At 45.3% G+C, this 23,932-nt stretch carries 19 protein-coding genes and 3 pseudogenes; 6 read left to right on the top strand and 16 right to left on the bottom strand.

Translation table 11 applies throughout. The features are described 5' to 3' along the window. Positions 1–8: 8 nt before the first annotated feature. From B9L19_RS03715 to B9L19_RS03700, 4 genes are read right to left on the bottom strand one after another with little or no spacing between them, the layout of a single operon-like run. Positions 9–1,061, bottom strand: a complete 1,053-nt coding sequence (locus B9L19_RS03715; protein WP_053004380.1) for a hypothetical protein — start codon at positions 1,059–1,061, stop codon at positions 9–11. A 47-nt stretch (positions 1,062–1,108) separates the two neighbouring features. After that, complete coding sequence (locus B9L19_RS03710) at positions 1,109–1,924, bottom strand: ABC transporter ATP-binding protein (RefSeq protein WP_047752610.1); 816 nt, start codon at positions 1,922–1,924, stop codon at positions 1,109–1,111. Next, positions 1,908–2,954, bottom strand: coding sequence for a FecCD family ABC transporter permease (locus B9L19_RS03705; protein WP_047752609.1), 1,047 nt, complete (start codon positions 2,952–2,954; stop codon positions 1,908–1,910). The genes B9L19_RS03710 and B9L19_RS03705 overlap by 17 nt, the downstream gene beginning before the upstream one ends. A 38-nt stretch (positions 2,955–2,992) precedes the next feature. Then, complete coding sequence (locus B9L19_RS03700; protein WP_047752608.1) at positions 2,993–3,925, bottom strand: ABC transporter substrate-binding protein; 933 nt, start codon at positions 3,923–3,925, stop codon at positions 2,993–2,995. A gap of 381 nt (positions 3,926–4,306) precedes the next feature. Between B9L19_RS03700 and B9L19_RS18950 the strand changes: the two genes are divergently transcribed. Next, positions 4,307–4,951 (top strand): hypothetical protein, encoded by a 645-nt coding sequence (locus B9L19_RS18950; protein WP_047752607.1) that lies wholly within the window; start codon positions 4,307–4,309, stop codon positions 4,949–4,951. Here the strand turns inward: B9L19_RS18950 and B9L19_RS18560 are convergent. From B9L19_RS18560 to B9L19_RS03670, 5 genes and pseudogenes are all read right to left on the bottom strand, one after another. After that, a pseudogene (locus B9L19_RS18560) lies at positions 4,911–5,090 on the bottom strand (RNA-guided endonuclease TnpB family protein); the annotation flags it as partial. The gene B9L19_RS18950 and the pseudogene B9L19_RS18560 sit on opposite strands and share 41 nt — an antisense overlap. 411 nt (positions 5,091–5,501) lie before the next feature. Beyond that, positions 5,502–7,022 carry an Ig-like domain-containing protein gene (locus B9L19_RS03685; protein WP_198527150.1) on the bottom strand — a complete coding sequence of 507 codons (1,521 nt, stop codon included), beginning with the start codon at positions 7,020–7,022 and terminating at the stop codon, positions 5,502–5,504. Positions 7,023–7,038: 16 nt separating this feature from the next. Continuing rightward, the gene (locus tag B9L19_RS03680; RefSeq protein ID WP_025950175.1) at positions 7,039–8,019 is read right to left on the bottom strand and encodes a FecCD family ABC transporter permease; all 981 of its coding nucleotides are present in this window, start codon (positions 8,017–8,019) and stop codon (positions 7,039–7,041) included. Further along, entirely contained in the window at positions 8,012–9,019 is a 1,008-nt protein-coding gene (locus B9L19_RS03675; RefSeq protein WP_047752606.1) for a FecCD family ABC transporter permease, read from the bottom strand. The genes B9L19_RS03680 and B9L19_RS03675 overlap by 8 nt, the downstream gene beginning before the upstream one ends. A 21-nt stretch (positions 9,020–9,040) precedes the next feature. After that, the gene (locus tag B9L19_RS03670) at positions 9,041–9,982 is read right to left on the bottom strand and encodes an ABC transporter substrate-binding protein (RefSeq protein WP_013524490.1); all 942 of its coding nucleotides are present in this window, start codon (positions 9,980–9,982) and stop codon (positions 9,041–9,043) included. A 404-nt stretch (positions 9,983–10,386) separates the two neighbouring features. On the opposite strand from B9L19_RS03670, the gene B9L19_RS03665 reads away from it, so the two are divergent. Both B9L19_RS03665 and B9L19_RS03660 read left to right on the top strand, forming a co-directional pair. Further along, the gene (locus B9L19_RS03665; RefSeq protein ID WP_241771951.1) at positions 10,387–11,007 is read left to right on the top strand and encodes a hypothetical protein; all 621 of its coding nucleotides are present in this window, start codon (positions 10,387–10,389) and stop codon (positions 11,005–11,007) included. A 368-nt stretch (positions 11,008–11,375) separates the two neighbouring features. Next, positions 11,376–12,602, top strand: a complete 1,227-nt coding sequence (locus B9L19_RS03660; RefSeq protein ID WP_025950171.1) for an NAD(P)/FAD-dependent oxidoreductase — start codon at positions 11,376–11,378, stop codon at positions 12,600–12,602. Positions 12,603–12,710: 108 nt separating this feature from the next. On the opposite strand, the gene B9L19_RS03655 is transcribed toward B9L19_RS03660, so the two are convergent. Together B9L19_RS03655 and B9L19_RS03650 are read right to left on the bottom strand one after the other, a co-directional pair. Beyond that, entirely contained in the window at positions 12,711–13,172 is a 462-nt protein-coding gene (locus tag B9L19_RS03655; protein WP_033024243.1) for a YobA family protein, read from the bottom strand. Between the two features lie 239 nt (positions 13,173–13,411). Beyond that, positions 13,412–13,977, bottom strand: a pseudogene (locus B9L19_RS03650) (IS982 family transposase); the annotation flags it as partial. On the opposite strand from B9L19_RS03650, the pseudogene B9L19_RS19645 reads away from it, so the two are divergent. Beyond that, positions 13,971–14,174, top strand: a pseudogene (locus B9L19_RS19645) (hypothetical protein); the annotation flags it as partial. The pseudogenes B9L19_RS03650 and B9L19_RS19645 sit on opposite strands and share 7 nt — an antisense overlap. Positions 14,175–14,920: 746 nt before the next feature. Further along, positions 14,921–15,739, top strand: a complete 819-nt coding sequence (locus B9L19_RS03640; protein ID WP_047752591.1) for a protein-glutamine gamma-glutamyltransferase — start codon at positions 14,921–14,923, stop codon at positions 15,737–15,739. Here the strand turns inward: B9L19_RS03640 and B9L19_RS03635 are convergent. Beyond that, the gene (locus tag B9L19_RS03635; RefSeq protein WP_025950009.1) at positions 15,710–16,618 is read right to left on the bottom strand and encodes a DMT family transporter; all 909 of its coding nucleotides are present in this window, start codon (positions 16,616–16,618) and stop codon (positions 15,710–15,712) included. The two genes, B9L19_RS03640 and B9L19_RS03635, sit on opposite strands and share 30 nt — an antisense overlap. A 116-nt stretch (positions 16,619–16,734) precedes the next feature. Here B9L19_RS03635 and B9L19_RS03630 point away from each other — a divergent pair, with 116 nt between their 5' ends. After that, the gene (locus B9L19_RS03630) at positions 16,735–17,412 is read left to right on the top strand and encodes an MgtC/SapB family protein (protein ID WP_011232387.1); all 678 of its coding nucleotides are present in this window, start codon (positions 16,735–16,737) and stop codon (positions 17,410–17,412) included. Here the strand turns inward: B9L19_RS03630 and B9L19_RS03625 are convergent. The 4 genes from B9L19_RS03625 to B9L19_RS03610 all read right to left on the bottom strand — a co-directional run bounded on the left by B9L19_RS03625 (position 17,358) and on the right by B9L19_RS03610 (position 23,896). Beyond that, a complete protein-coding gene (locus B9L19_RS03625; protein WP_089113859.1) occupies positions 17,358–19,142 on the bottom strand; it encodes a recombinase family protein in 1,785 nt (594 codons plus the stop codon). The two genes, B9L19_RS03630 and B9L19_RS03625, sit on opposite strands and share 55 nt — an antisense overlap. Before the next feature lie 82 nt (positions 19,143–19,224). After that, on the bottom strand, positions 19,225–19,434 hold the full coding sequence (locus B9L19_RS03620) for a hypothetical protein (protein WP_061567183.1): 210 nt from the start codon (positions 19,432–19,434) through the stop codon (positions 19,225–19,227). A gap of 290 nt (positions 19,435–19,724) precedes the next feature. Continuing rightward, positions 19,725–21,155 carry a restriction endonuclease subunit S gene (locus B9L19_RS03615; protein ID WP_052369191.1) on the bottom strand — a complete coding sequence of 477 codons (1,431 nt, stop codon included), beginning with the start codon at positions 21,153–21,155 and terminating at the stop codon, positions 19,725–19,727. Beyond that, a complete protein-coding gene (locus B9L19_RS03610) occupies positions 21,146–23,896 on the bottom strand; it encodes a type I restriction-modification system subunit M (protein ID WP_089113858.1) in 2,751 nt (916 codons plus the stop codon). The genes B9L19_RS03615 and B9L19_RS03610 overlap by 10 nt, the downstream gene beginning before the upstream one ends. Between the last annotated feature and the right edge of the window lie 36 nt (positions 23,897–23,932).

Here is a 23,932-nt window from a genome sequence, read left to right as displayed (position 1 = left end):
CATTTGAATCATGGTTTTGAAACAGTGAACGCATCCGCACTTATTTTTTGCCCGTTATACTCAACTGTGTAAACGACAGACTGATTTTCTTCAGAAGGAGCCACGCGGGGCACGGAAACAACGGCAACTGTTTTGTCCCCATTGAACGCAATGGAAGAAGGCACAACAATTTGTGCAGCGCCATTATTGATCGACATCGTAATGCGCAAATCGTCTGCTGTCAAAGAAGCTGGCGGCAGATCAAAATACAACGTCAACTCTCCATTTTTCGCCTCCACATAATCGAGATCAGCCACGGGCGCCTTAGTGGCATCATCATATACTTCCATCAAATCAGAATATTCCGCCTTCAATTGTTCTTGAAACAGTGGAGAGAGCCGTTGCAACAACAGAGCTACAGCGTCCAGTGCTTGTTTGGCTTTCTCATTGTCGCCGTTTTCCAAATCTGCTCTTGCTTGTTCAAGCCACTGATACGCTTCGACATCTGCTGTGTATTGATGAAGAAGCGTTTTCGTTTTCTTTAGATCTTGCAAAAACAGCTGGCGCACCTGTGGGCCGTATACCTGATAATACCGTTTTGCCTGTTCTGCTCCTGATGCCTGGCGCAATTGTTCGTAAGCCGATTGCAGCTCGTCGAGATCTTCATCAAGGAGGGCAGTTTGGACAGCCGCCTCAGCCCGATTGGCTGCCTCCCATGCTTCGTAAGCATAAAGATAAGGGACAACGCGGTGTGCAATGTATTCACGGTACGTTTCGTCAAGCTGGCGCAAATAGATAGATTTTGACTTGCCACCCGATGCTTGCACCGCTTTCTTCGCCTTGGCGTACAGCTCATTGGCTTGTTTGTATTGCGCTTCTATGTCTTGCTTGCTGGCAAGTTTTCCTTTTTTCTCAGCCGTTTGGATGTACGTGTAATACGCTTGTTTCATCTGCTTTTTCGCTTCACTGACCACGCTCGGTATATCAAGGGATGTCGCCTTCACCCCTATATGCCCTCCCAGCCAAATCCCGGTCGTCAAGGCAAAGGCTGATGCCCATTTCATCATGCGCAATCCCCGCATCTCCTTACTCTCCTTTCTTTTTTGTTTCATGAGGCAGTCTTCCCCTTTTATCCTGTGGTTGGGGTATACCGTTGCACCGAACGTACCACGGCGAACGTTTTGGCTCTCGGAAAAAAGAACGGTTGATTGTCATCATAGACGATACGCACATCGACACCGAACACTTCTTCAAACATTTGTCGGCACATCACTTGCTGAGGGGGGCCGTCGTAGACAATCGTTCCTTGCTTCATTGCAATGAGGCGATCACTATATTGCGCTGCCTGATTAACATCATGCAGCACCATGACCACTGTAACCCCCCATTCTTTGTTCAGTTGATGAACCAATTCCATCACTTCAAGTTGATGTACAATATCTAAATGGGTGGTCGGTTCATCGAGAAGCAATATCTTTGGCCGTTGGGCAATGGCCATGGCAATCCAAGCGCGCTGCCGCTCCCCCCCTGATAAAGACGGCAAAAAACGATTCTCCATCTCCTTTAGATTGGTAACGTCGAGCGCCCAATCGATCACTCGCTCGTCTTCGTGGTCAAGCGTTTGCAGCCATCGTTTATGCGGGTTTCTTCCAAATTCGACCAGCTCACGAACTGTCATATCTAAACCGTGATGGGGCGTTTGCGGAAGCATAGCCAACGTTTGCGCCAACTCTTTTTGGCCCCATAAATCAAGCAATCGACCCTCAAGGATGATAGCTCCTTCCAAAGGAGAAAGCAAACGGGCCATCGTTTTCAGAAGCGTGGACTTCCCTGACCCATTCGGACCGATGATGCTGACAATTTCTCCTTCGTGAATCTCCAATTCGACATGCCGAAGAGCAAACAATTCCGAATGTCGAATACTAACATCACGAACGGAAAGCACCAAGCCCACCTCTTTTGTAAAGAATGTATAAGAAAAACGGTCCGCCTAAAAAAGAGAGAAGCAAACCAACCGGAAGTTCAACGGGGTCAAACCAACTGCGCGCGAACGTATCCGCCAAAACGAGAAACGCTCCTCCAGCCAAGGCAGAAAGCGGCAAGACAAAACGTTCATCCTGCCCGACAATCATTCGGACGACATGCGGAATGACCAATCCAATAAATCCGATCAAACCGGACACGCTCACAGCAATCCCGGTCAGAAGTGCGCTGATGATGATTAAAAAAAACCGTGATCGCTCTACACGATGACCAAGCAACTTCGCCACGTCATCCCCTAATTGCAGCAGTCGGACTGGCTTTATGGCAAACAATGAAAGAACCAAGGCGGGGATTCCGTATATCAACAGCATTTTGGCTTGCTCCATCGTGGCTCCTCCAATTACTCCAGCCATCCAGGGTAACACCGCCTGCACACGATCGCTGTACAACAACATAATAGCGCTCATCGTGGCTCCGACTACCGCGTTAATCGCCACTCCCACTAAAATAATCCGTCCGGGCGCAGATCCGCCTCCCTGCCATGAAAGAGCATAAACGAGCATGGCTGTGGCGAATCCACCAACAAAAGCGGCGATCGGCAGAACAACAATATATTTAGGAAGCAAAATGGTAATGATAACCGCCATTAATGCCGCGCCCGACGAAACCCCAATAATTCCTGGATCAGCAAGTGGATTTTTCATGACTCCTTGCATGATTGTTCCTGACACAGCCAAGCACATGCCGACGATCATACCGACAATGATGCGGGGCAACCGCAAATCCCAGACGATCGTCCGCACGGAAGAACTTCCTTCCCTCATCAGCCCTTCCCATACTTGGGGCAAGCTTAGCTTGACACTTCCTGTTACAATCGAATAAATGGACACAATGAACACTGCAATAGTCAAAATTACCGCGGTCGCCACTCGCCGCCTATAGTACGGGTGGCGGCGCGGTTTCTGCAGTTCTATGGTGGTATGTCCATCCATTTCTTCGACTCACCGCCCTCGTCTCTGGCGTTGGGTGTTTATCGTTTTTTCGCTTTCACCTTCAGCAGTTCTTTGTTGAGATAATCCAACGCTTGCCCTACTTTAACCCCTGGGCTTGCCGCAAACAGCTCATTAGGCAGAAAGACCACGCGTTTGTTTTTCACCGCCCGTAAGTTTTTCCATGAGCTAGTCGACATGACTTTGATCAGAGCTTTCTTTGTTTCACTTTTATTTCCATGAGTAATGACGAAGATGACATCAGGGTCGCTTGCAACAATGCGTTCGCTGCTCAATGATGCATAGCCCGGGTACTCTTTGATTTTCGGGAAATCAGCCGCTACATTTTCTCCTCCTGCTTTCTTCAGTACATCGCCTGCATAGGAATTAGGAAGCGCAACCAAAGCCGTTGAGCCGGCTCCAAACACGATGAGCGCTCGAACTTTCGTTTTGGCGCCACTATATTTTTTTACTTTTTTATCTATTTTGGAAATGATCGTTTTCGCCTTGCTTTCTTTATCGAACAACTTTCCAAGCAACGAAATGGAATCCTTAATATCATCAACAGAGTTTCCAGATGTCAAAACCACTTTCAAACCAAGCGAATCAGCTTTTTGCAAATAACCTTGAAACGATGTTCCAGCAATCAATACGTCTGGCTTTAAACTTACAATCTTTTCAAAGTTTGGTTGATGAATATTTCCTACTTCAGGAATTTTTTTTAATTCATCACTCACAGGCACCGTTGTCGTCGGCCTTCCCACTACAGAAACCCCCAACGCTTGCAAGGTGTTCAAATCCCCGCTGCCAAGCACAACCACTCGTTTTGGCACACTGGCGAACTTGACGACTCTCCCAGCCAAATCTTTGACAGTAATAGATGACGAGGCAGCTTCCCCCGTTGGAACAGAAGCGGCCAATCCTCCTGCAATGAGCAAGCAGAGCGATAAAATCCAAGCAAGAACTCGTCTCATTTGTGCACCCCCTAAAAAATGATTATCATTATCATTAATCAGTTTCCAACTTCAATATTAATCAATAATGATAATCTTTGTCAATTATTTTTTCAGCTGCAAGACATTCATGCAACGATAACATGCCAAGGTCGCACACGAAAAAGCAATAAGAAGCAGTTTCTGCGTGATGTGTTGGCGGTGGAGCCGTCGTTTTCCGTCAGAAAGTCAAACAGAGTCGATTGATCAAGAAGGCGAAGTTCCGATAGTTGAAATGGCTCAAAGATTACGAATAGTCGGATCTGATTCACTAGCTAGCCACGAACTCGAAGGAAGAGCTTTGCGGCCTTCATGTTTCGGAGCAAATAGGGGAAGGAGCTATCGCATGCGGCACGCACAGTAATGAATCAAAGTGGAACAGAGCGACAAGGGGGACAGCCTGATAAAGAGAAACTTCAAATCCCGGTGAAACGAACGAATCCCAAGGGAAATGATCATGACCAAACACAACACATTAAGCCCGTCGGTGGAACGAAAATCTTGCGGATGAGAATTGACAACCAAAATGCTTCCCCCTTCTTTTCTCGCGACATACCCTCCAATCGCATAGCGACCAACTGGCTCGTTGCAGCCGGCCAACCAAACACTCCACACAGCGGCAAGGAAAGCAAGCCATCTTTTCAGCCCTATCTCCTCCCTCTAGAAATGTTGATCTCCTTTGCTATCATTAGTGGTATTTACGAAAAAATCGTTTCACTCTTTTATGAAAAGCTCCAGTTTGTCAAATCCATCATGGGTACTAAAAAACAGGCTCTTCACCAAAAGTTGTGCTTGATTTTTTCTGAACATATCCTATTTACGCTTGTGAGGGAAAATCAACAAATCAGTGATTTTTGTACATCTTTGTGCAGAAAGCCGTATTGCTTGTCAAGTACATGTTGTGGTGAAGAGCCAAAAAACATAATGATTGACAAAAACATGGATGATCTAGATGGTAGAAATGCAAAATTCGTGCAAAATTTTTTCGGATTCTATCGTTTTTGTTGAAAAACCACGATTTCATGCCCACACTAGCCACGGCGATATAGCGAAGCCCAATGTCAACGCCCATCACCTTTGTTTCGTGCCGTGGCTTCACGTCAAAGGCGACCGCGATCACCAAATACCATTTCGTTCTCTTTTTGTAGAAGTTTCATGGTTATGCTGAAACTCTTAAAGATAAACATTGTTGCGCTAAACAATCCCATTAAGGGATTTACCGAGCAACACCGTCTTTCATCCCACGATTGAAACCGTGGGCTTTCAGACGGTTTTTTCTGTAAAAAGCGGGAGTAGACTCATCTATCCGAACAAAAATAGAAAACCAAGTCTTCGTCTAATTCTTTATGTTCATTCTCTATCAATCTGCCATAATAATTAGGATTCGAAAAACATAAGGCTCCATCCTTATCCTCATGTTAATCCAATCATCGATTCCCTAAGAGCCCCTCGTTTCCATAATTATGTGATATTGAAACATGTCTATTCATCAAAAAATCGACCGAGTCCTCTTTAAAGCATCCCGCTTCAAAGAAAGGCTCGGCCGACAGGTTCCTTCTTACTGCCCTTTCGTCACCACCGCTGTGGTCGCTTCACTATGGTTTTGCGCTTTGTCTTCCTGCACCACAATGATCATCAGTTGGCCATTGTTGAATGCAGACAGATCGAGCGTCTTCGAAAAATTCCCATTCGAGTCCGCCGACGCCCATTCCACGAGAGATTTTTGCCCATCCGTAATGATGATTTGCACCGATGCGTTGCTTTCTGCCATTCCTGCGATCGTGTATGCCGCTTGATTTTGATTCGTAACAGCTGGCAGGGCGTTCAATGATGGAGCGGCAACAGCTGTATCCTTCCAAACCGTCGCGGTTGCCTCCGGGCTTACATTGCCCGTTGCACTCGTTTGAACGGCTGTAATGGTAATCAGTCCATCGCTTAACGGGGAAATATCCGCTTCTACACGGTATCTCCCGTTTTCTTCCACCGTACCGACTGTGCTGATTTCATTCGTTCCATCGGACAACGTGACCTCCACTTCCGCCCCTGGCTCTCCCTTGCCCGTCACCTCATAAGCAGTTGCATCTGCACTGGCGTTCACGTAACCTTTATTGTCAATAGACGGCTTGGCCGGAGAAGACAACGATTTGATAAGGACGACACTTACTATCCGGCTTTCATTCCCCGCTTGATCGATCGTTTTCACATGGATCGTGATCTTCCCGTCCTTCAGAGAAGAAGTATTGATCTCTACTTCATAATTCCCATCTTCATCCACAAGTCCGCTCGCTGAGACGGATTTTTTTCCATCACCAGCCTCCACCACCACTTTCTCTCCAGGCGTTCCTGTCCCCGTTACTGGATAAGCTTCATAGTTGAAAGCGTTGATATATCCTTCATTCAACAGTTCAGGAGCCTCTATGCTCACATCTTTCCGAAGCACTTTCTTCGATTGTCCGCTTTGGTTTCCTGCCGAATCCACACTAACCGCGGAGACCGTAATCTCTCCTTCCGCCAACTTTCTTGCATCGACCACCGCCCGGAATCTCCCTTTGCCGTCTGCACGCACCGTTTTGGTGATGCGCTGCTTTCCATCGCTCAACAAAACTTGCACAGCGCTATGGGGTTCTGCTGTTCCTTGGACAGCATAAGCGCTCTGCTGCTTGGCATTGATCCATCCTTTATTCGTAATCACCGGAACGGAAGGCGCCTTCGTATCCTTGATAATCTTTTTTTGTACGCGGCTATGCTTCTGTCCCTTGATGATTTGCGTGACAGACACCGTCAATGTCCCATCTCGTAATGTCGATACGTTGACCGGCGCTTCAAACGATCCGCTCTTTTGAACAACAGTGTCATGAGTGACAGATGCTTTTCCATCAGTGATCACTATTTTGATCTTCGCTCCCTTGAGCCCTTTTCCTTTTACGATATACTCTTTCACAGTTGAAGCATTCACCGGCTGTGCACTTTCAATGGCAAGCTTGGCCGGTTTCGCTGCATATGCTTCAGACTCCGCCGCTCCCGCTATGGCTAAACTGACGGCTGCGAAACTAGAAACCATCCATGTTTTCCAACTCATACCGATCCCCTTTTCATTATAATTTTGCTCGTCGAAGCAGAAAGAGAAAGTACGGCGCACCGATGAATGCCGTTAAGATGCCGACCGGAATTTCAATTGGCGCCGCGATGGTTCTTCCCGCCGTATCCGCGCTGATCATCAAAATCGCTCCTAATAAGGCGCTGACCGGAATGAGCCGCTGATAATCGGCCCTTGTCAACAAACGGGCAAGATGGGGGATGACCAGTCCCACAAATCCGATCGGACCCGATACAGCTACGGCGCTTCCGCACAAGCCGACCGCAATGAGGAAGATCAGGAAACGCGCCGCCTGAACACGCATTCCCAAGCTTGCGGCCACATCATCGTGCAGCTGCAAGACATTCATGCGGCGATAACAAAGATAAGCGAGTCCGAGTCCAACAACTGACCAAGGAGCGATGAGAAAAACATGTTCCCACGTCCTTCCCCATAAACTCCCCGCCAACCAAATGACCGCGGCATCAATTCCTTTGGTCGCAAAAACCAAAATCCCTGTAATGACGGCCTGAAACAGGGCATCAAAAGCAATCCCCGATAGGGCAAACCGGCCTTTATCCATTCCTTTCTTCCAAGCAAACGCATACACGCAAAGGCCGGCGAAGAGAGCCCCGAAAAAGGTGGCAAACAGCAGGCCGCTGACAGGAAAATGCGGAATGATCAGCAGCGCCAACACAGCAAATAAGCTGGCGCCAGCCGTCATGCCAATGACATTCGGAGCGGCAAGCGGGTTTTGCGTCACGGCTTGCAACAGCGCTCCAGATACGGCGAGATTGGCACCGACAAACAGCCCGACCAATATCCTTGGCAAGCGATATTCCCACACGATTTCCCCATTCAGGGAAGACTTTCGGTTGAAAAATGCCTCCCATACTTGCGAAACAGGGATTTTCACATCTCCGAAACAAGCGCCGAGCGGCACGATGATGACAAGAAGCAATGCCAAACCAGCCACAAGTCCCACATCACGCTTACGCATTCCATTCGCCCTGCTTCCTAATCAAATACAAAAAATATGGGCAACCAATGGCGGCGGTAAACACCCCGACAGGAAGTTCAATCGGCTGCGCCACCAAGCGTGCAAGCAAGTCAGCTGTCAAAAGCAACATTCCTCCGCACAAGGCGCTGACCGGAACGATATACGTATAGTTCACCCCGACCATTTTTCGGACGATGTGCGGAATGATCAAGCCAATAAAACCGATCACCCCGGATACGGACACCGCACTTCCAGCCAAAATAATAATCATGACTGCCATCACCGTTTTGAGAATCCCCACATGAACACCAAGCCCTTTGGCTGTATCATCGCCGAGCTCCAACAGATCCATTTTCGAAGCGATCATGATGGACAGGAGCAAGCCAGCAAGAGACCACGGAGCGATCAGCGAAACATGGCGCCACGTCAAGCCATTTAATCCACCGGCCAGCCATGCATATACGGCGGCTGCGTCCTGGCCAAGCAAGACCAAAATTCCCACGGTAATCGCATGCAAAAATGCGCTGACCGCCACTCCGGCAAGGGTCAAACGAACCGGGGAAAGGGTGCCTCTCTTTAGAGACAAACTATATACGAGGGCTCCCCCAACCGCCGCCCCCAAAAAGACAAGGGGAGAAAAGAAAAGAAGGGGAAGGCCGGCGAAAAAATATTCGATGAGAACAACCATCGCAGCAGCGCCGGCCGACACTCCCATGATTTTTGGCTCGGCCATTGGATTTTTCGTTAAACATTGCATCATCGCTCCAGCGACCGCCAGATTTGCCCCAATCAAAACCGCCAAAAGCGCACGGGGAAACCGTAGATTCCAGACAACCGTTCGTGCTTTGGAGCCATCGTCATGCAAAAGGACATCCAGCACTTTTGGAATCGGCACAAAAAACGGACCAGAGACTAAAGAAACGATCATCAACAAAACGATGCCCAATCCTACAATGACACTGATCCATATGGCTTTTTTTCCGTATGTCAAAGATGACATCCTCTCGCCAACATCATCCTATTACTGATAACGTTTTAAAATGGATGCCGCTTCTTTTACAATCAATTTCGCCGCCAACGGTCCCCGGCTGCGAGACCAAAGATCGCGATTGACTTCCACCACCCGCTTCTTTTTCACCGCTTTTAATTGGGACCAAATCGGGTTGGCTTTCACTTTTTTCAGGTCATTCTTCCCAGGATCCGTATAGGCAAACAGCACGTCTGGATCGATTTCTAAAATTCTTTCTAAACTTACTGTTTTAAAGTCGGAGTATTCATCCCCTTTTTCTTTAAATGCATAATCAGCCTTAAGCGCCGTAAAAATCGATCCGGAGAAGGAGTTGTCCTGCCATACATTAATGCCATCTTTATTGACGAAAAAGCCCAATACACGAAGATTTTTATCTTTTAATTTTGCCTGCTGCGATTTCAATTCTTTATAAAACTGATTCACAAACGATTTTGCCTTCGCCTTCCGCCCTAAGATGTCTCCCAATACAAGAAGCTGATTCATTGCTTCTTTGTAGCTGTTCGCACGAAATCCCGCTACTGGCGCAATCTTTTTCAGCTGAGGGATAATCGCTTTATGGAACTCAAATTCATGGTCGATAATGATCAAATCCGGTTTGAGCGCTGCGATTCTCTCCAAACTCGGGGCGCTAAGTGCCCCAACGCTTGGCACCCCTTTTAGTTTATTGCGTAAGTATGTAGGCACCGTTCCAGAATTAGAAATTGTATACCCCACTGGCTTTAAGCCCAACGTGACAACGGCGTCTGTCCCCGCCATGCTTAACGTGACAATCCGCTTCGGGGTACCTTTGATCACCAGCTTGCCAAGCTCCGTCTTAAACACCCTTGTCTTGGATGCGGCCTCAACAGGCGCAGCCGGTTGAGCCAACGGCACAAGCAACACGAACAACGCCATCAGCACGGCAAGAAGAGAGGTCCATTTTTTCTGCAACACGTTACATATTCCCCCTTCAATCTCTATTTAATAATGATACTCCTTATCAATTAAAGATGGTAATTGATATTGAATATCTTTATCAATACAATGATAAAAAAATAGCACCAATCCGTTTTGACTAGGATTGGCTCAATCCAATATCACAGACGACTCTCACAAGACGATCATCTACGCTGTAACTTGCCGTCCTTTTTCATCATCTTCTTCAAAAAATCCCTTGTCTTCCTCCATTCGACTTATGCTAAAATGGAAATCGGATGTCCCCCGATCTGCTGCACACATGCTCTCGGATCCCCAGCCCCTTTGGCAAATCCTTCACCAACAAGGTCGAGACAGCGTGAGGAAAGCAGCAAAACGATGAATCGCTGTTTTGAATCACCCTCCATCTACACTTGGAAAGGATGATCCATGTGGAAGCAGTGCTTACCCAAATTTTAGATCGGCTCGATCAACTTCATTCGAGCGTCGGCATCTTGACATCCGACGTCAACGAGATGAAAAATCAACTGAACAAGATCGAAGCAAGAGTAGGCAGCATCGAGGCGAGAGTAGACAGCATCGAAGCAAGAGTAAACAACATTGAAGCCAACATGGCCACCAAGGACGAACTCGCCGAGCTCCGTTCTAAAGTCGGCGTCATCGAAACCAACATGGCTACCAAGGACGAACTCGCCGAGCTCCGTTCTAAAGTCGGCGTCATCGAAACCAACATGGCCACCAAGGACGAACTCGCCGAGCTCCGTTCTAAAGTCGGCGTCATCGAAACCAACATGGCCACCAAGGACGAACTCGCCGAGCTCCGTTCCACTGTGAACGATCTTCAGTCCAATATCCATGAAATTCAAGCAAAAATGGCGACCAAAGAGGACCTTGTCCCGATTCATCAAGCCATCATGGAAATCGATCAAATAGTCAAACGAATCGAAGTCAATCAAGAGCGTCATGAGCACATTTTAGCCATTCTCTCCAAACGTTCAATCGAACACGAAGCCTCTATCGCCAGCCTGCGGCACGCGCAGTAATGAACCAAAGGGGAACAGAGGGACAAGGGGGACAGCCTGATAAAGAGAAGCTTCAAATCCCGGTGAAACGAACGAATCCCAAGGGAAATGGTCCTCACCAAACACAACACATCGTTTGCGAACCGATTGTTTGATTGTTTTATGCCTATATCAAGTCATAAGAAAGGGTGTCCCGACCTTTTTGGGGCACCCTTCCCCTTTTTGCGCACAACCTCCTTTTCCAATGCGGATTGCAACAATCGCCCACAGAAGAATTGGCAGATGAGAACCTTCGAGAATCCCATGTTCGTCTCCTCCTTCACAGCGAATAAACCAAATGATTCCGGTCATGCTAAGGACGAACAATGAAATGGAAGGAGACGAGAAGTGTGAACTTGCAATCCGGAACATTCTACTGGCCTACAACGTTCCCCGACCCGCCGAGCTACCCGGTCTTAGAGGAAGACATCGACTGCGACGTGCTCATTATCGGCGCTGGCACCTCGGGCGCCCAATGCGCCTACTTTCTTAGCGACACCGATCTTGACGTCGTGGTCGTCGAAAAACGAAAAGCAGGGCATGGAAGCACAGCGGTCAATACGGCCCTGATCCAATACTTGGGGGAAAAAATGTTTTTCGAGCTCATCAATAGCTTTGGCGAAATGCACGCAGTGCGGCACCTCAAACTTTGCGAGCAGGCCATCCGTGATCTCGCCGACGCGGCCCAAAAGCTGCCGTTCGACTGCGAATTTGTCACCCGCGACAGTTTGTATTACGCCAGCTCTCCTGAAGATGTAAGCAAATTAGAAAAAGAATACGCCGCTCTCAAAAAACACGGCTTTGCCGTTGAGTGGTGGACTGAACAGAAGATCGCCCGCCATTACCCGTTCCGCAAGCCTGCAGCGCTGCTGACGAAAGAAGACGGCGAAGTCAACCCATACAAGCTGACGCTCGGCTTGTTGGAATACGCCAAACACCGAGGAGTTGCCATTTACGAACAAACCGAAATCAACGGAAAAAAACTCGAAAAAGACCAAGCCATGTTTTACACAAACACCGGTGCGGTCATTCACGCGAAATCAGTGATCATTGCGGCTGGCTATGAAACGCTGAATTTCAAAAAGGACCCGAATGCCGTGCTCAGCAGCACATATGCCGTGGTGACCAACCAAGTTGACGATTTCTCGAGCTGGCACAACCGGACGCTCATTTGGGAAACAGCCCGTCCTTACATCTACATGCGGACGACCGCCGACAACCGCATTATCATCGGGGGATTAGATGAAGATACGGCCTATGCCGATGAGCGCGACGCCAAACTCATTCATAAGCGCGACCAGTTGATCGCGGAGTTCCAGCAACGCTTCCCCACAATCCCAGTCCGTGCAGAATTTTACTTGGGTGCCTACTACGCCGGCACCCACGACGGCCTGCCCATCATCGGCGTGTATGACGAATATCCAAACTGCTATTTCGTTTACGCCTATGGCGACAACGGCGCCGTCTACAGCATGGCGCTCGCCAAATGCTTGCGCGACTGGATCGCCGCTGGAAAAAGCGACAACGCCCAGCTCTACTTGCCGGACCGTCCGCTTGTCTCGTCGTTTTCTTCGTAGCTCCTGTATGAAATCCAATCAATCGTTTATCGCTCGTCATCGGCAAGCCGCCCCTCTCTCCTCGTGCTGAGAAGAGGGGCGGCTTTTGCTTCGCATGCGGCAAAACGCTTACTCATCCTTAATCTGAACATCGAATTCCGTTCGTTCATGGGCGTCTTGGATTTGAATCGTCCAAGTGTCCGCTTGCTTGTCATACTGAACCTCTCGAATCACAGGAATCATATGCTGGAGACGAATCGCCTCCTTTTTCAGCGCTCGGCGAATCGCTTCCTCCTCCGATAAACGGGCGCCATCCCGCGGAACGCTTGGCACAACCAATACTTTCCGAGCCCTTCCTTGTCCTGGATACGACTCCGCAATCCCTCCATCAAACCAGACCCGAACTGTCTGGCCCATCTTCACTTGCGCTGGCGCATCGGAAACCAAGATAGCATTGTAAAACTCTTCAAGCCCGCCGGTGGAACGAAAATCTTGCGGATGAGAACTGACAACTAAAATGCTCCGTCCTTCTTTTCTTACGACATACCCTTCAATGGCATAGCGGTCAGCCGGCGTATTGCAGCCCGCCACCCAAACACTCCACACTATAGCGATGAAAAGAAGCCATTTTTTCAGCCCTATCTCCTCCTTTGTTATCATTAGTCGCATTTGCGAAAAGATCGTTTCACCCCTTGATGAAAAGCCCCAGTTTGTCCAATTCATCATGTTTCGGTGCGTCAATCCATGCAAAAAGCGGAGCGATCCGCCGCCTTTTCGTTACTCATATTCCCCCTCGTTTGGCACCACCGAAAATGCGGTATACCATCAACCTCGATCACGTTGCGTTTTTGTTGGATCCATTTCTCCCATGCCTCGGACGAGCAATGTTTCTGGTTTTTTTCGAGACGGAGTCCAAAGCGCCATTTGATACTCTTCGTACAGCCTTTTTTGCAACTCACGGCTAATGAATCCTTTGTCCCCCAAGTTATAGGGATGAGGAATTTGAGTCATCACGCTTTCAGCGGCGATACGATCATGGCAGGATGCTTCCGTTACCACATAGCCCACGGGCAACCCTTGATCGGTCACTTGAAGGTGCAGCTTCAACCCATAGTACCATTGCTTTTTGGAAGCGCAATACCCGATGTCGGCGATCTCTTGAAACCATTTGACGCGATGCATTCTTGCGGTATGGCACAGCGGGAGCGGCAAGCTGTCGACGAGGGCATAGGCATGATGTTGGCCGCGTTTTGCTCACGACGGCGATCCATTTGATGGCGAAGCCAAGCGCCCGGCAACGGCGGTTGTACCGGGAACGTTCGAGAAACGAGCCGTTTGTGAACAAATTCTCAGTGACAAAGCGATGCCATGCCCGTTCGGATGTAAAGCCGAGCACGGGTCAAATATTCAAAACGACTTGTTCATAAGGATATAGGGATCACACTACAGACATATTCGCACATTTTAGACGAGCTGGAACAAGCGAAAAATATGCTCTTGGATCAAATCATGGATGATTTATATCATGCAACTCACATTTCGCATCCAGACCATCCCAAGATAAAGGATTTTTTATTTACTTTTCAAAAATAATTTCCGGCCCAACACGATAAGCGATGGCAATCCTTTTTTTACCATCGCTCGTCGTTCCTTATCGCTTGCCCACGTGTTACTCACCCGTCCGCCGCTGACCAAACGAGAGCAAGCTCCCGTTCGGTCCGCTCGACTTGCATGTATTAGGCACGCCGCCAGCGTTCGTCCTGAGCCAGGATCAAACTCTCCAAAGAAAGTTGATTAGCTTGATCAACGCCGACACCGAAGGTGTCCAAGCGCTGGCGCTTCGTTTCGTTCAGTTTTCAAGGAACAAGCATTTAACTGTTTTGTCTCTCAAACAGCTCTTTTATGTTAGCATAACATCTTTTTCGATGTCAACTGCTTTTTTTGTTTCACATCGCTGTCAAACATCCTCTTCGATCAGCGACGCTTTTTAATATATCACCCCAAATACAAAAATGCAATACCTTTTTTTAAAAATTTTAGGTCGCGCTGATTCCTTTTTTCTCCCCCTCCATCCTACAGGAAAACGTTCTTTTCTTGAAAAAAGGAATGAACACCGGAGCCGGTGCATACATTTCTTCTATGGCACCGTTATTATATTTAAACCTTTTCGCATCAACGCCAGCTGCAATGCCATAGGATCAACTTCCAGGCGACCGGACAACACAACTTCCATCCCCATGCCTTGGGGGCTGGTGATTGAGTGAAAAACACTGATGCCCCTAGTCCGTTTTGCATCGATATTGTTGCTGCGATTCTTTCACCAAGGAGGCTTCTTTATTTTGATTCGCGTGTTATCACCCATCAACTTTGATGTTTCGAGTTCGTTTTCTCTCTCGGTCAGCGAACAACGAATCTTAGATGCTCTTGTTTCTTCGCCTCAATTATACACATATTCGAATGAACAGCAGCTTCGGTTCGAGATCGCCTTGCGCAACCGCATTGTTCGGGCAGCGGGCGAATTGGCGAAAAGCCGGGCGCGGTTTGCCATTTTCCGTTTTTCGCGCTGCAACAGCGAGTTTTGGACGCGGGATGAACGCGGCGGTTTTCGCCTCCGCCCAGATGTCACAGCTTCCGAAGCGATTCAGGACATTTTTATCCATAGCGAGCGATACGCTTTTGAATGCGCAACCGCGATTGTCATCGTGTTTTACAAGGCCGCGCTTGACGTGATTGACACATCAACGTTCAACCGGCTGTTTGCGGATTTGCTGCTGTATGACTGGCATACCGACCGAGATCTTGGCATTCGGACAAAAAAAGGGGAACCCTTTCTCCCAGGTGATTGCCTCTATTTCAAAAACCCGGAATTCGATCCGCAGACACCGCAATGGCAAGGGGAAAATACGATCTACTTGGGCGATGGGTTGTTTTACGGACACGGCATTGGCATTCAGACAGCAGACGGCATTATCGCCGCCCTCAATCGAAGGCGAAAGCAGGAGGCGACGAAATCGGCTTACCTGCTTCCCGATATCACACAAGTCGATTTCGCTTATTTGTCCCAATTCGCTCGCCGCCTCGATGAATTCCGCCTGCCGATCCGCCGCTCTTCGTTGATCGTTGGAACGTTAGGGTCCGCTCTGTTCTTGCATCGTTAGCGGGCCTTTTTCGTTTTTCTCCCACAAATACAGGGCGATTCCTGTTAAAATAAAAATACCGCCGATCCATTGAAACCGACGGATCGGTTCGCCAAATAGCCAGTAGGCCAAGACGGAAGCGCCGATCGGTTCAAATAAAATCGCCATCGACACCGTCGAGGCGCTGACCCATTTAATCGCCCAGTTCATCACTGAATGGCCGAGCAGGGTTGGAATGACGGCGAGAGCGAGAAAACAAAGCCAATCGATAAGCGGATACGCCGTCAGCGAAAGACGAAACAGCATCACGTACAGCCACAGCACCGCTGCGCTGATGCCATAGACGATATAGGTATACGTCATCAAGGACAACCGTTGGCGCACCTCTTGGCCGAACAGCCAATACGCCGTGACAAACGCGCACGAAAGCAGCGCCAATCCATCGCCGTACAGCGCTTGGCCGCTGACGCGGAAGTCTCCCCAGCTGATGAGAACGCTGCCGATGATGGCCAACACCGCGCTCCCGACCGCGCCGACAGTCAGCCGTTCGCGGAAAAACAACGCGCCGCCTGCGAAGGCAAACAGCGGCTGCAGCGTCACAAGCACGACCGAGCTGGCGACCGATGTATAGTCGAGCGATTCAAACCAAAGGATAAAATGAAAGGCAAGCAAAACCCCAGAGCAGAGCGAAAACAGCCAGTCGCGCCGCGAGATGCCTCGGAGTTCGTTTCGATGCTGGAGGAACAACGGCGTCATGATGACGACGGCCAAAAAGAGCCGATAAAAGGCGATCACCGCAGACGGCGCCTGCGACCATTTGACGAAAATGGCCGATGTTGACACGGCAAGCGCGCCGATGAATAGAGCGGCATAAGCCTTGATGGTGCTTGGCGGCTTCATTCGTTTTCCTCTCCTTGTCTCGTCAAGCGCAGTCCCTGACTGCCGTTTTAACGCAAGGCGAAAACGGGCGTCATCGGGTGCTTTTTTCCATTATACCATGAACGAGGTGAGAAACGATGATGTTTGATCCGTTCCTTAAACTAGGGATTTCCGCCATTCTCGGGCTGATTATCGGGCTGGAACGGGAATTGAAGCGAAAACCGGTCGGATTGAAAACGTGCCTTGTCATTTCCATTTCCAGCTGCTTGCTTACCATCGTTTCGATCGAATCGGCGTACGTCTTTCCGCTCAAAGACCATATTACGATGGACCCGCTCCGCCTTGCCGCGCAAATTGTGTCCGGAGTTGGCTTCCTAGGAGCGGGCGTCATTTTGCGCCGCGGCAACGACAGTATCACTGGGCTGACGACCGCCGCGATCATTTGGGGGGCGGCAGGGATTGGAGTGGCGGTCGGCGCAGGCTTCTATTGGGAATCGGCGTTCGGCGTCGCGCTTCTCATTGTCAGTGTGGAACTCATTCCGTTTTTGATCAATTTTTTCGGACCGAAGCAGCTGCGCGAAAAAGAGGTGCTGCTGCAAATCACCGTAGCGGACGCCAAAAACATTACAAAGGTCATCGACCATTTAAAGCAACAGGACATCAACATTAAAACGATGCGCATTAAGGATGTGGAAGAGAATGAACATTTGCTGAAACTAAGAGCCGTCATTGACCAAAAGCGCTCGACCGCCGAGCTTTACTACGTCATCCGCTCCATTGACGATGTCGTGCACGTTGATATTGAAAGCGGGTGATGAATGAAAAAAGGATTGCAATGGTCCGCATCCCTGTATATAATGGGACATGGACAGATCATCCATATCCTTTTTTGGGGCATTAGCTCAGTTGGGAGGGCGTCATTGTTAGAATGACTGCCCTCATTTACTAAAAATCGGTTCAAAGAGATTTTAAAAGTGATTTCTACCCGGTCTCTAAAAACAACGATTTTGTCAATTACTGTACTTAACATCATTTTCTTTTTTTCCACCGATGCCTTTTCAAATACTTCTCTCCATACAGGAATGTATCTCTGCAATTCCTCCATTTCAGACAGTTCTACCTTCTTGGATTCTAAATCTAATTTTGCTTTATTGATTGATTCTTCCAACTCCCTTAACTCATTTTCTTTCTGATTAATAAGGTCATTAACAACTTTTGCATCAAAGAAACTTTCCCCCATGATTATTTTGAGTGCTTCATCTCTTAATTTCACTAACGCAGAATTCACTTTGTCAAATTCGCTTTGGAGCTTTTTTAACGTTTTAACCTCTTTATCAGTATTGTGTTGCTTAAACTCTTGAATCTTACTAGTAAGGTCGATTGTTTCAAGTTGGTCTAAATAATCGTAAAGTTCATCAAGAACCACACCTTCAATCTTTTTCGGAGAATACAATGTCTGTCCATCGCAATCTACTTTTTTCTGTGCTTTACCCGAACATCTGTATTTAGCCTCACGCTTTACATATTCTGTTCCATCTTTACGAACATATTTCTTTTTATTATATGTTGTACAAAGTGGACTTCCACAATGTCCACATCTTACTAACCCCACAAGTAACAAAGAGCTTTTCGTAGTCGTAATAATACTTTCTTCTCCCCTATTTTTTACATTTTCAGGATTTCTCTTCTCACGTATACTCTGCACTTTATTCCACTTTTCCTCATCAATAATTACTAGTTCCTCTAATTTCTCTTTAGATACCACTTCTTTTTCAGTACCCCTTGCATAAACCATGTAGCCTTTATACATTGGGTTCCTTAATACATTATTAACCGCTCCGGAAGTCCATTTTTTCCCTGTTTTTGATGGGATACCTTTTTCGTTTAGATATTGAGCTATCCTGCTTTGACCATATCCCTCCTCAAGAACAAGATCGTACATTTTTTTAACAATCTCAGCTTCTTCCTCATCAATTACAACCTTAAGTAATTCTTTTCCTTTTTTATTGAAAACCCCCGAATTAACCGTCTTGTAGCCGTAAGGCACTAGACCCCCTCTATAAATACCATCTTCCACCATTTGCGAATGCTTCTCGTTTACTCGTATTGACGTTTTTCTACTCTCTCCACTTGATTGCCAGAATCGAATATAATTAATAAGCCTATCAGCATGATCTTCTAGCTTTTGTTGTCCTTCTTTGACTGACCACACCTCTATTCCATTATTAATAAACCATTCAACTATGAAAGGAGTCTCATCATCTCTCCTACCCAGACGGTCAAACATAAATACTAAAAGAACATCAAACAAACCTTTTTCGGCATCTTCTTTTGCACGTTGAATAGCATCCCTTTTACTTGCGGATACCTTAAACCCTGAAACACCTTTTTCAATATACTCTTTTACCAATTCCCAATTACCCTGCTTCTCGATGAAAGACCTGCAAGCATTTCGCTGCATAGGAATATCATCACCATCGAGCTGTCCTTTTGTCGATACCCTGTAAAGCGTAGCAACTCTTTTCTTCACACCATCCATTACCATTCAAATACCACCCTTAACTTTATATTTCATTTTATAGTTGTTAGTTACACTACCTTTGTGTTAACTCGCTACCTAGACCATGTCAATTGTTTGATTCTGTTTTCTGCCTTATATATTCTTGGGTTAACATTTCCAATAACTCTCTTTCCGCATTAACATTACTTTCCATAAACTTTACCACAACCCACATTCCATGCTTCTCATTAAATCTTTTAACACCGATGACTTCATCATTTTCGATGATTGGTAAATATTTTTGACCATCAATAACAACAGCTTCTAAAGTAGACATGTGACCATCACCCCATACCGAAAATTAGGGATTGACCCCATGCCCGTATAAAAAATCTCTTGGTGCAGGTCTTGAATTTTAGGCTAAAAGCAGACGTTTTTAAAATATTTGCACCTTTGGTTTTCAGATGTCCATAAAAGGTATTAATTACCCCCAACTAGAGTCAATATGTTCCAGAAAGTACTTAATGTTTCTTACTTACTCAGTAAAAAGACAAAAAAAAAAAATAGCACCTAATCTTCCAGCTGACCTGTATTAGTCAATCCTCGAAAGATAGGTGCTATATTTTATTAACTTCTTGCTGTTTCTTCTATTATGACTCGAATTTGGTTTCGTTTTTCTTCGATTTGTTTCTCAATCTCGTTTTGAGCACCAATTTGTTCTTCAATCTTACCGACTATTTCTAGTTGCTGTTCCATAGGCGGTATCGGTAAATAGTAGTTCAGTAATTCATTGCTCGATATTTTCACCATTGTTTGGTTTTTTCCCTTTGATACGTATTTGAAGTACAACCGCCCGAAGAATGAATTGAATAATAAAGCTAAATACTTTTTGTGTATTACCTTTTCATCTATCTTGAGTCTGATATATAGGTCAGGATAAATAATGTCTTCTGTGACTTCTGTTTCAACTACGCATGCTAAACCAACTAAATCAACTGTATTTCCCCTGCTGATGAAAAGGTCGCCTTCTTGAATGAAAAAGTTCTCCATATTATTTTTCGTTTTGGTAGTGGCTTTTGTTGGTGAAACATTCAGAACACCATCAAATTCTAAATGTTCCTGTCCAAGAATCGGAATTCCTTCACCACCAACAACTGATTCAGGACTCCAACCATTATTAGAACTTAAAATGTATTTACCAAGTGGCTCGATACAATCTATATCTCGATATAGATACTTTTGGATCAGCTTCATTTTGTTCCATCTGTAACTGTAACGGATAGTACTATTTAAAGAAGAAATACTGCTTAATCCTACATCAACCCTTCTTTGACTGTCTAAAGCCATCAACTCAACCATGTTTATATTGAAATGACTAGAAAATACCTCATCTACAATTTCTTTTTTACTTCTTTGAATAGACTTTAATTCCTTAATGTCTTTTTCGAGAGCATCGATATTTGAGATGAGCTCTTCCTCTTTAGCAAGGAGATTATCTATTACCTTCTTTGAGAACTGAATTGTCTTTAAATCGTCCTCCTTCAAAGTTGGATAACCTTTTCCTTGTCTGGATACTGCATTTATCTTTTCAGAGAAGATTGTTCTTAAAGCGTAATAAAGAATCCGACTATTGATTAAAGGTTTGATTTGAATGAACGCCTTGGTGAAGTAAATGTCAGTTTCATCATCCTCTTTAATCAGCACAATTTTGTTTAGGTACGGTCTGATTGCAGAGATTAAGATGTTACCCCTTTCAGGTAGAAAAATATCACCCTTTTCTATTTTTTTAAATAAATCCTCGTTTAACTCGTCTCTATCTTCAAAAGATAAGGTAACAGGGAATACCTCACCATTCTTGGATACATGTCCTATCTCTGCATACTTAAAAGGTTCCGATTCATCTAAAGTAGGTACGGTTGATGGAACTACTTCGAATAAGGATTTATACGTATAATACTCTTCCGTTGTAGGTGTCACTGACTTCATATAATTGAAATCGAATCTAACACTAGGTTCTGATGCGAAAGTGGAGAAGTTTCTCCTTTGAATTAATCCCATATAACCTCCTGCCTTATTTCATCCAATATCTTATGGACAGTTTTATTACGAAGTAGGATATCTTCGCTTCTGTATTGATATAGGACGCCATGTTTGAAATGGTTTATTAGTTCTTCATCATCCCGTTCGCTATACTCTTCCTTTAATTTATTGTTTTCATAATATTTTTCCAGTATACCTTCAACCTCAAGTTTTTTAGATCTTATTGAATCTAACTGGTTTTCAATAGTTTCCAACAACTCAGATATTTTATTGAGTCTCTTTTGTATTTTTTCATTTTCTTTATCTTCTTTATCCTTTAATTTCTCTTCCAAGAGCCCCTTCTCAACAGATAACTTTGTCTTGGAAGCCTCTAAAGCATTGATTTCTATATCAAAACTACTCAATACCTTTTCACAATCTAGAGTACTAGGTGCATACTCTAAATCATAGAGGTCGTTAGGCATTGGTTTTTCACCTTTTTTAGTACGTTTGTATCCTACATTTTCAGCTTCAGCCATAAATATTGGATAATCCAGTTCCTTTGCTACTTCTCCGAATACCCACCAAGCATTGTAAAAACCAAAAACATCTGTTTCTTTCTCGTGCTTTGATATACTGGAAATTTCTTCAGCATACTTAATTAATAAGTCCTTGATCTCAAGGTTTTTATCCTCTTCTTTGATATGATCCTTTAAGAAACGAAAAATGTTTTTTCGGATATTATCTTCATTTCCTTCTTGAATATCCTTCACGACATCAGGTGCCCACTTTTTATTAAGTGGTCGCCCTTTGACAAAGTATGAGAAGTAATCATTTATCCTTGTTTTTAATAAAGACCACTCTTTACCGTACTTATCCCAAAGTTCATTCCATTGCTCTACTTCTTCTTTAGTTTTCTTTTGAGCAAAGAGTAAGCTGGTCTTGGTGGAAGTAAATGGCTCGAATGTTACTTGTGGCAAGCTCACTACTGCCTTTACCTTGAAATATTTGAATATAAATAGACGGATGTATTTGTTTTCTGTGGTGTCAAAAACACTTTCAGGTAGAACAACCCCTAATCGTCCTCCCTCCTTAAGAAGTTGATAATACCGTTCGATGAACAGGTTTTCTGAATTCTTTTTGTCACCGAATAGGAAGGCATTTCTTACTTCTCGCTGAGTTTGTGTGTCTAAATCTACGCTGAATGGAGGATTGCTAACCACCACATCGAACTTACCATTTACCTCTTTATCACCATATAAAGCATCTGGACTAGCTGTCTCTAAATAGTTTGGAGATGTCTCCTTTACATAGAAACGGAATGGTAATAACCCATCTTGTACAAAAATATTTGCTGAACCATCACCATGTAAAATCATGTTTACTTTCGATGCGGTTCCTAAATCGAAATTGATTTCACAGCCATATAGGTACTCTCTTGCCCACTTGTTTTCGTTGTGGTCTGGCATAAAGAGCTCTTCAAATCGTTTTGTAATTTGCCTACTAGATTTAACCTTATGATTTTGCTTATATTTAACTTCTTTAGTAATCAACTTCATCGCTTCTATTAAGAATGTCCCGCTACCAGCAGATGGGTCGATGATTAAAGGCAACTCCCGGTCATTGTTTAATCTGTCAATTGCTAACTTATCTAGTTGCAAGGCGTATAATATAAATTTTACTATCGGTGTTGGAGTGAAGAACTGACCTTTGGTTTGCTTGAATCCATCTCGGATGATGCTCTCAAAAAAGTCACCTAAAATGTCTTTTCCATCTAATGAATTACGACCTTCTAGGAATGAAAGACTCTCTAATGCTTGGACTGTATATACCAGCTTATTTAATGGGAACTTATTTCGATTGATTACATTATCCTCAGCAATCTTTTGTTCATCTGTTACGTTGAGCTGCTCTCTTAAAGCCCTTTTGTATAAAGCGTTTATACGGTCAAAGAGTTTTTGAGGGCTCTCAACATTATCACCATATTGATACACTTGGAAGTCGTACTCCTGACCATCTTCCTTCTCGTATTCATCCTGTATCTTTGCAAGGATGATGTTGACTAAAGAATAGAAGATTTCACTGTCGTTGGTTCCTCCACCACCCCAAAGGACATTATGTAAATTCCTTCCTAATCCTTCTATTTCCTCACGATCAATACGGACTCTTAAATCATACTTTTCGTGACCTTTTATTAAAGGTTGTTTTTTCGGCTCTCCATATCCTGCTGTTAATTCTGTCCCAGTTGAAATGAAACCGCCGTTTGACCAATCCGTGTATGTCGGATATTTCTCAAAATCTATTATGATTGCTCGATCAACTATTTCATCATCTATTAATTCTATCGTATAATAGACTAAATACTTTACTTTGGTTTTAAAATCTCGTTCTTCTGCTTGGGCAAGAGCAAATAGCTGACCTTCAATCTCATCTTTGTCTTCCTCGAATTTGTTTGGAGCTTTTACTTCAATAAAAAAGAATGGATTCCCCTTATCATCCTTTACTAATACATCCACTCTTGGATTTATCTTACTATGACCGCCCTTAATAGTGTACTCCTTCTCGGTTTCCAAATACTCAGGTTTGTAATCCAGTTCGTTTACCAATCGGTCTATTAAGAATGCTCTTACTATCTCTTCATCACCAGTTAATGCCTTTAAATTTCTATTATGTTTGATTTTCTTAGAGTAATTAACTGTTCCATTCTCAAGGCTTATTTCTGCAACTTTATGCTTTTGTTGCTCCAGTTTAGCTTCGACTATTCGCTGCCAATTTTTCATTTGGTTTGTTTACCCCCTCCACTAAGAACATTACAT

This window comes from Geobacillus thermocatenulatus (genome assembly GCF_002217655.1).
Taxonomy (GTDB): Bacteria; Bacillota; Bacilli; order Bacillales; family Anoxybacillaceae; genus Geobacillus; species Geobacillus thermocatenulatus.
This window is presented reverse-complemented; position numbering and strand designations above follow the sequence as displayed.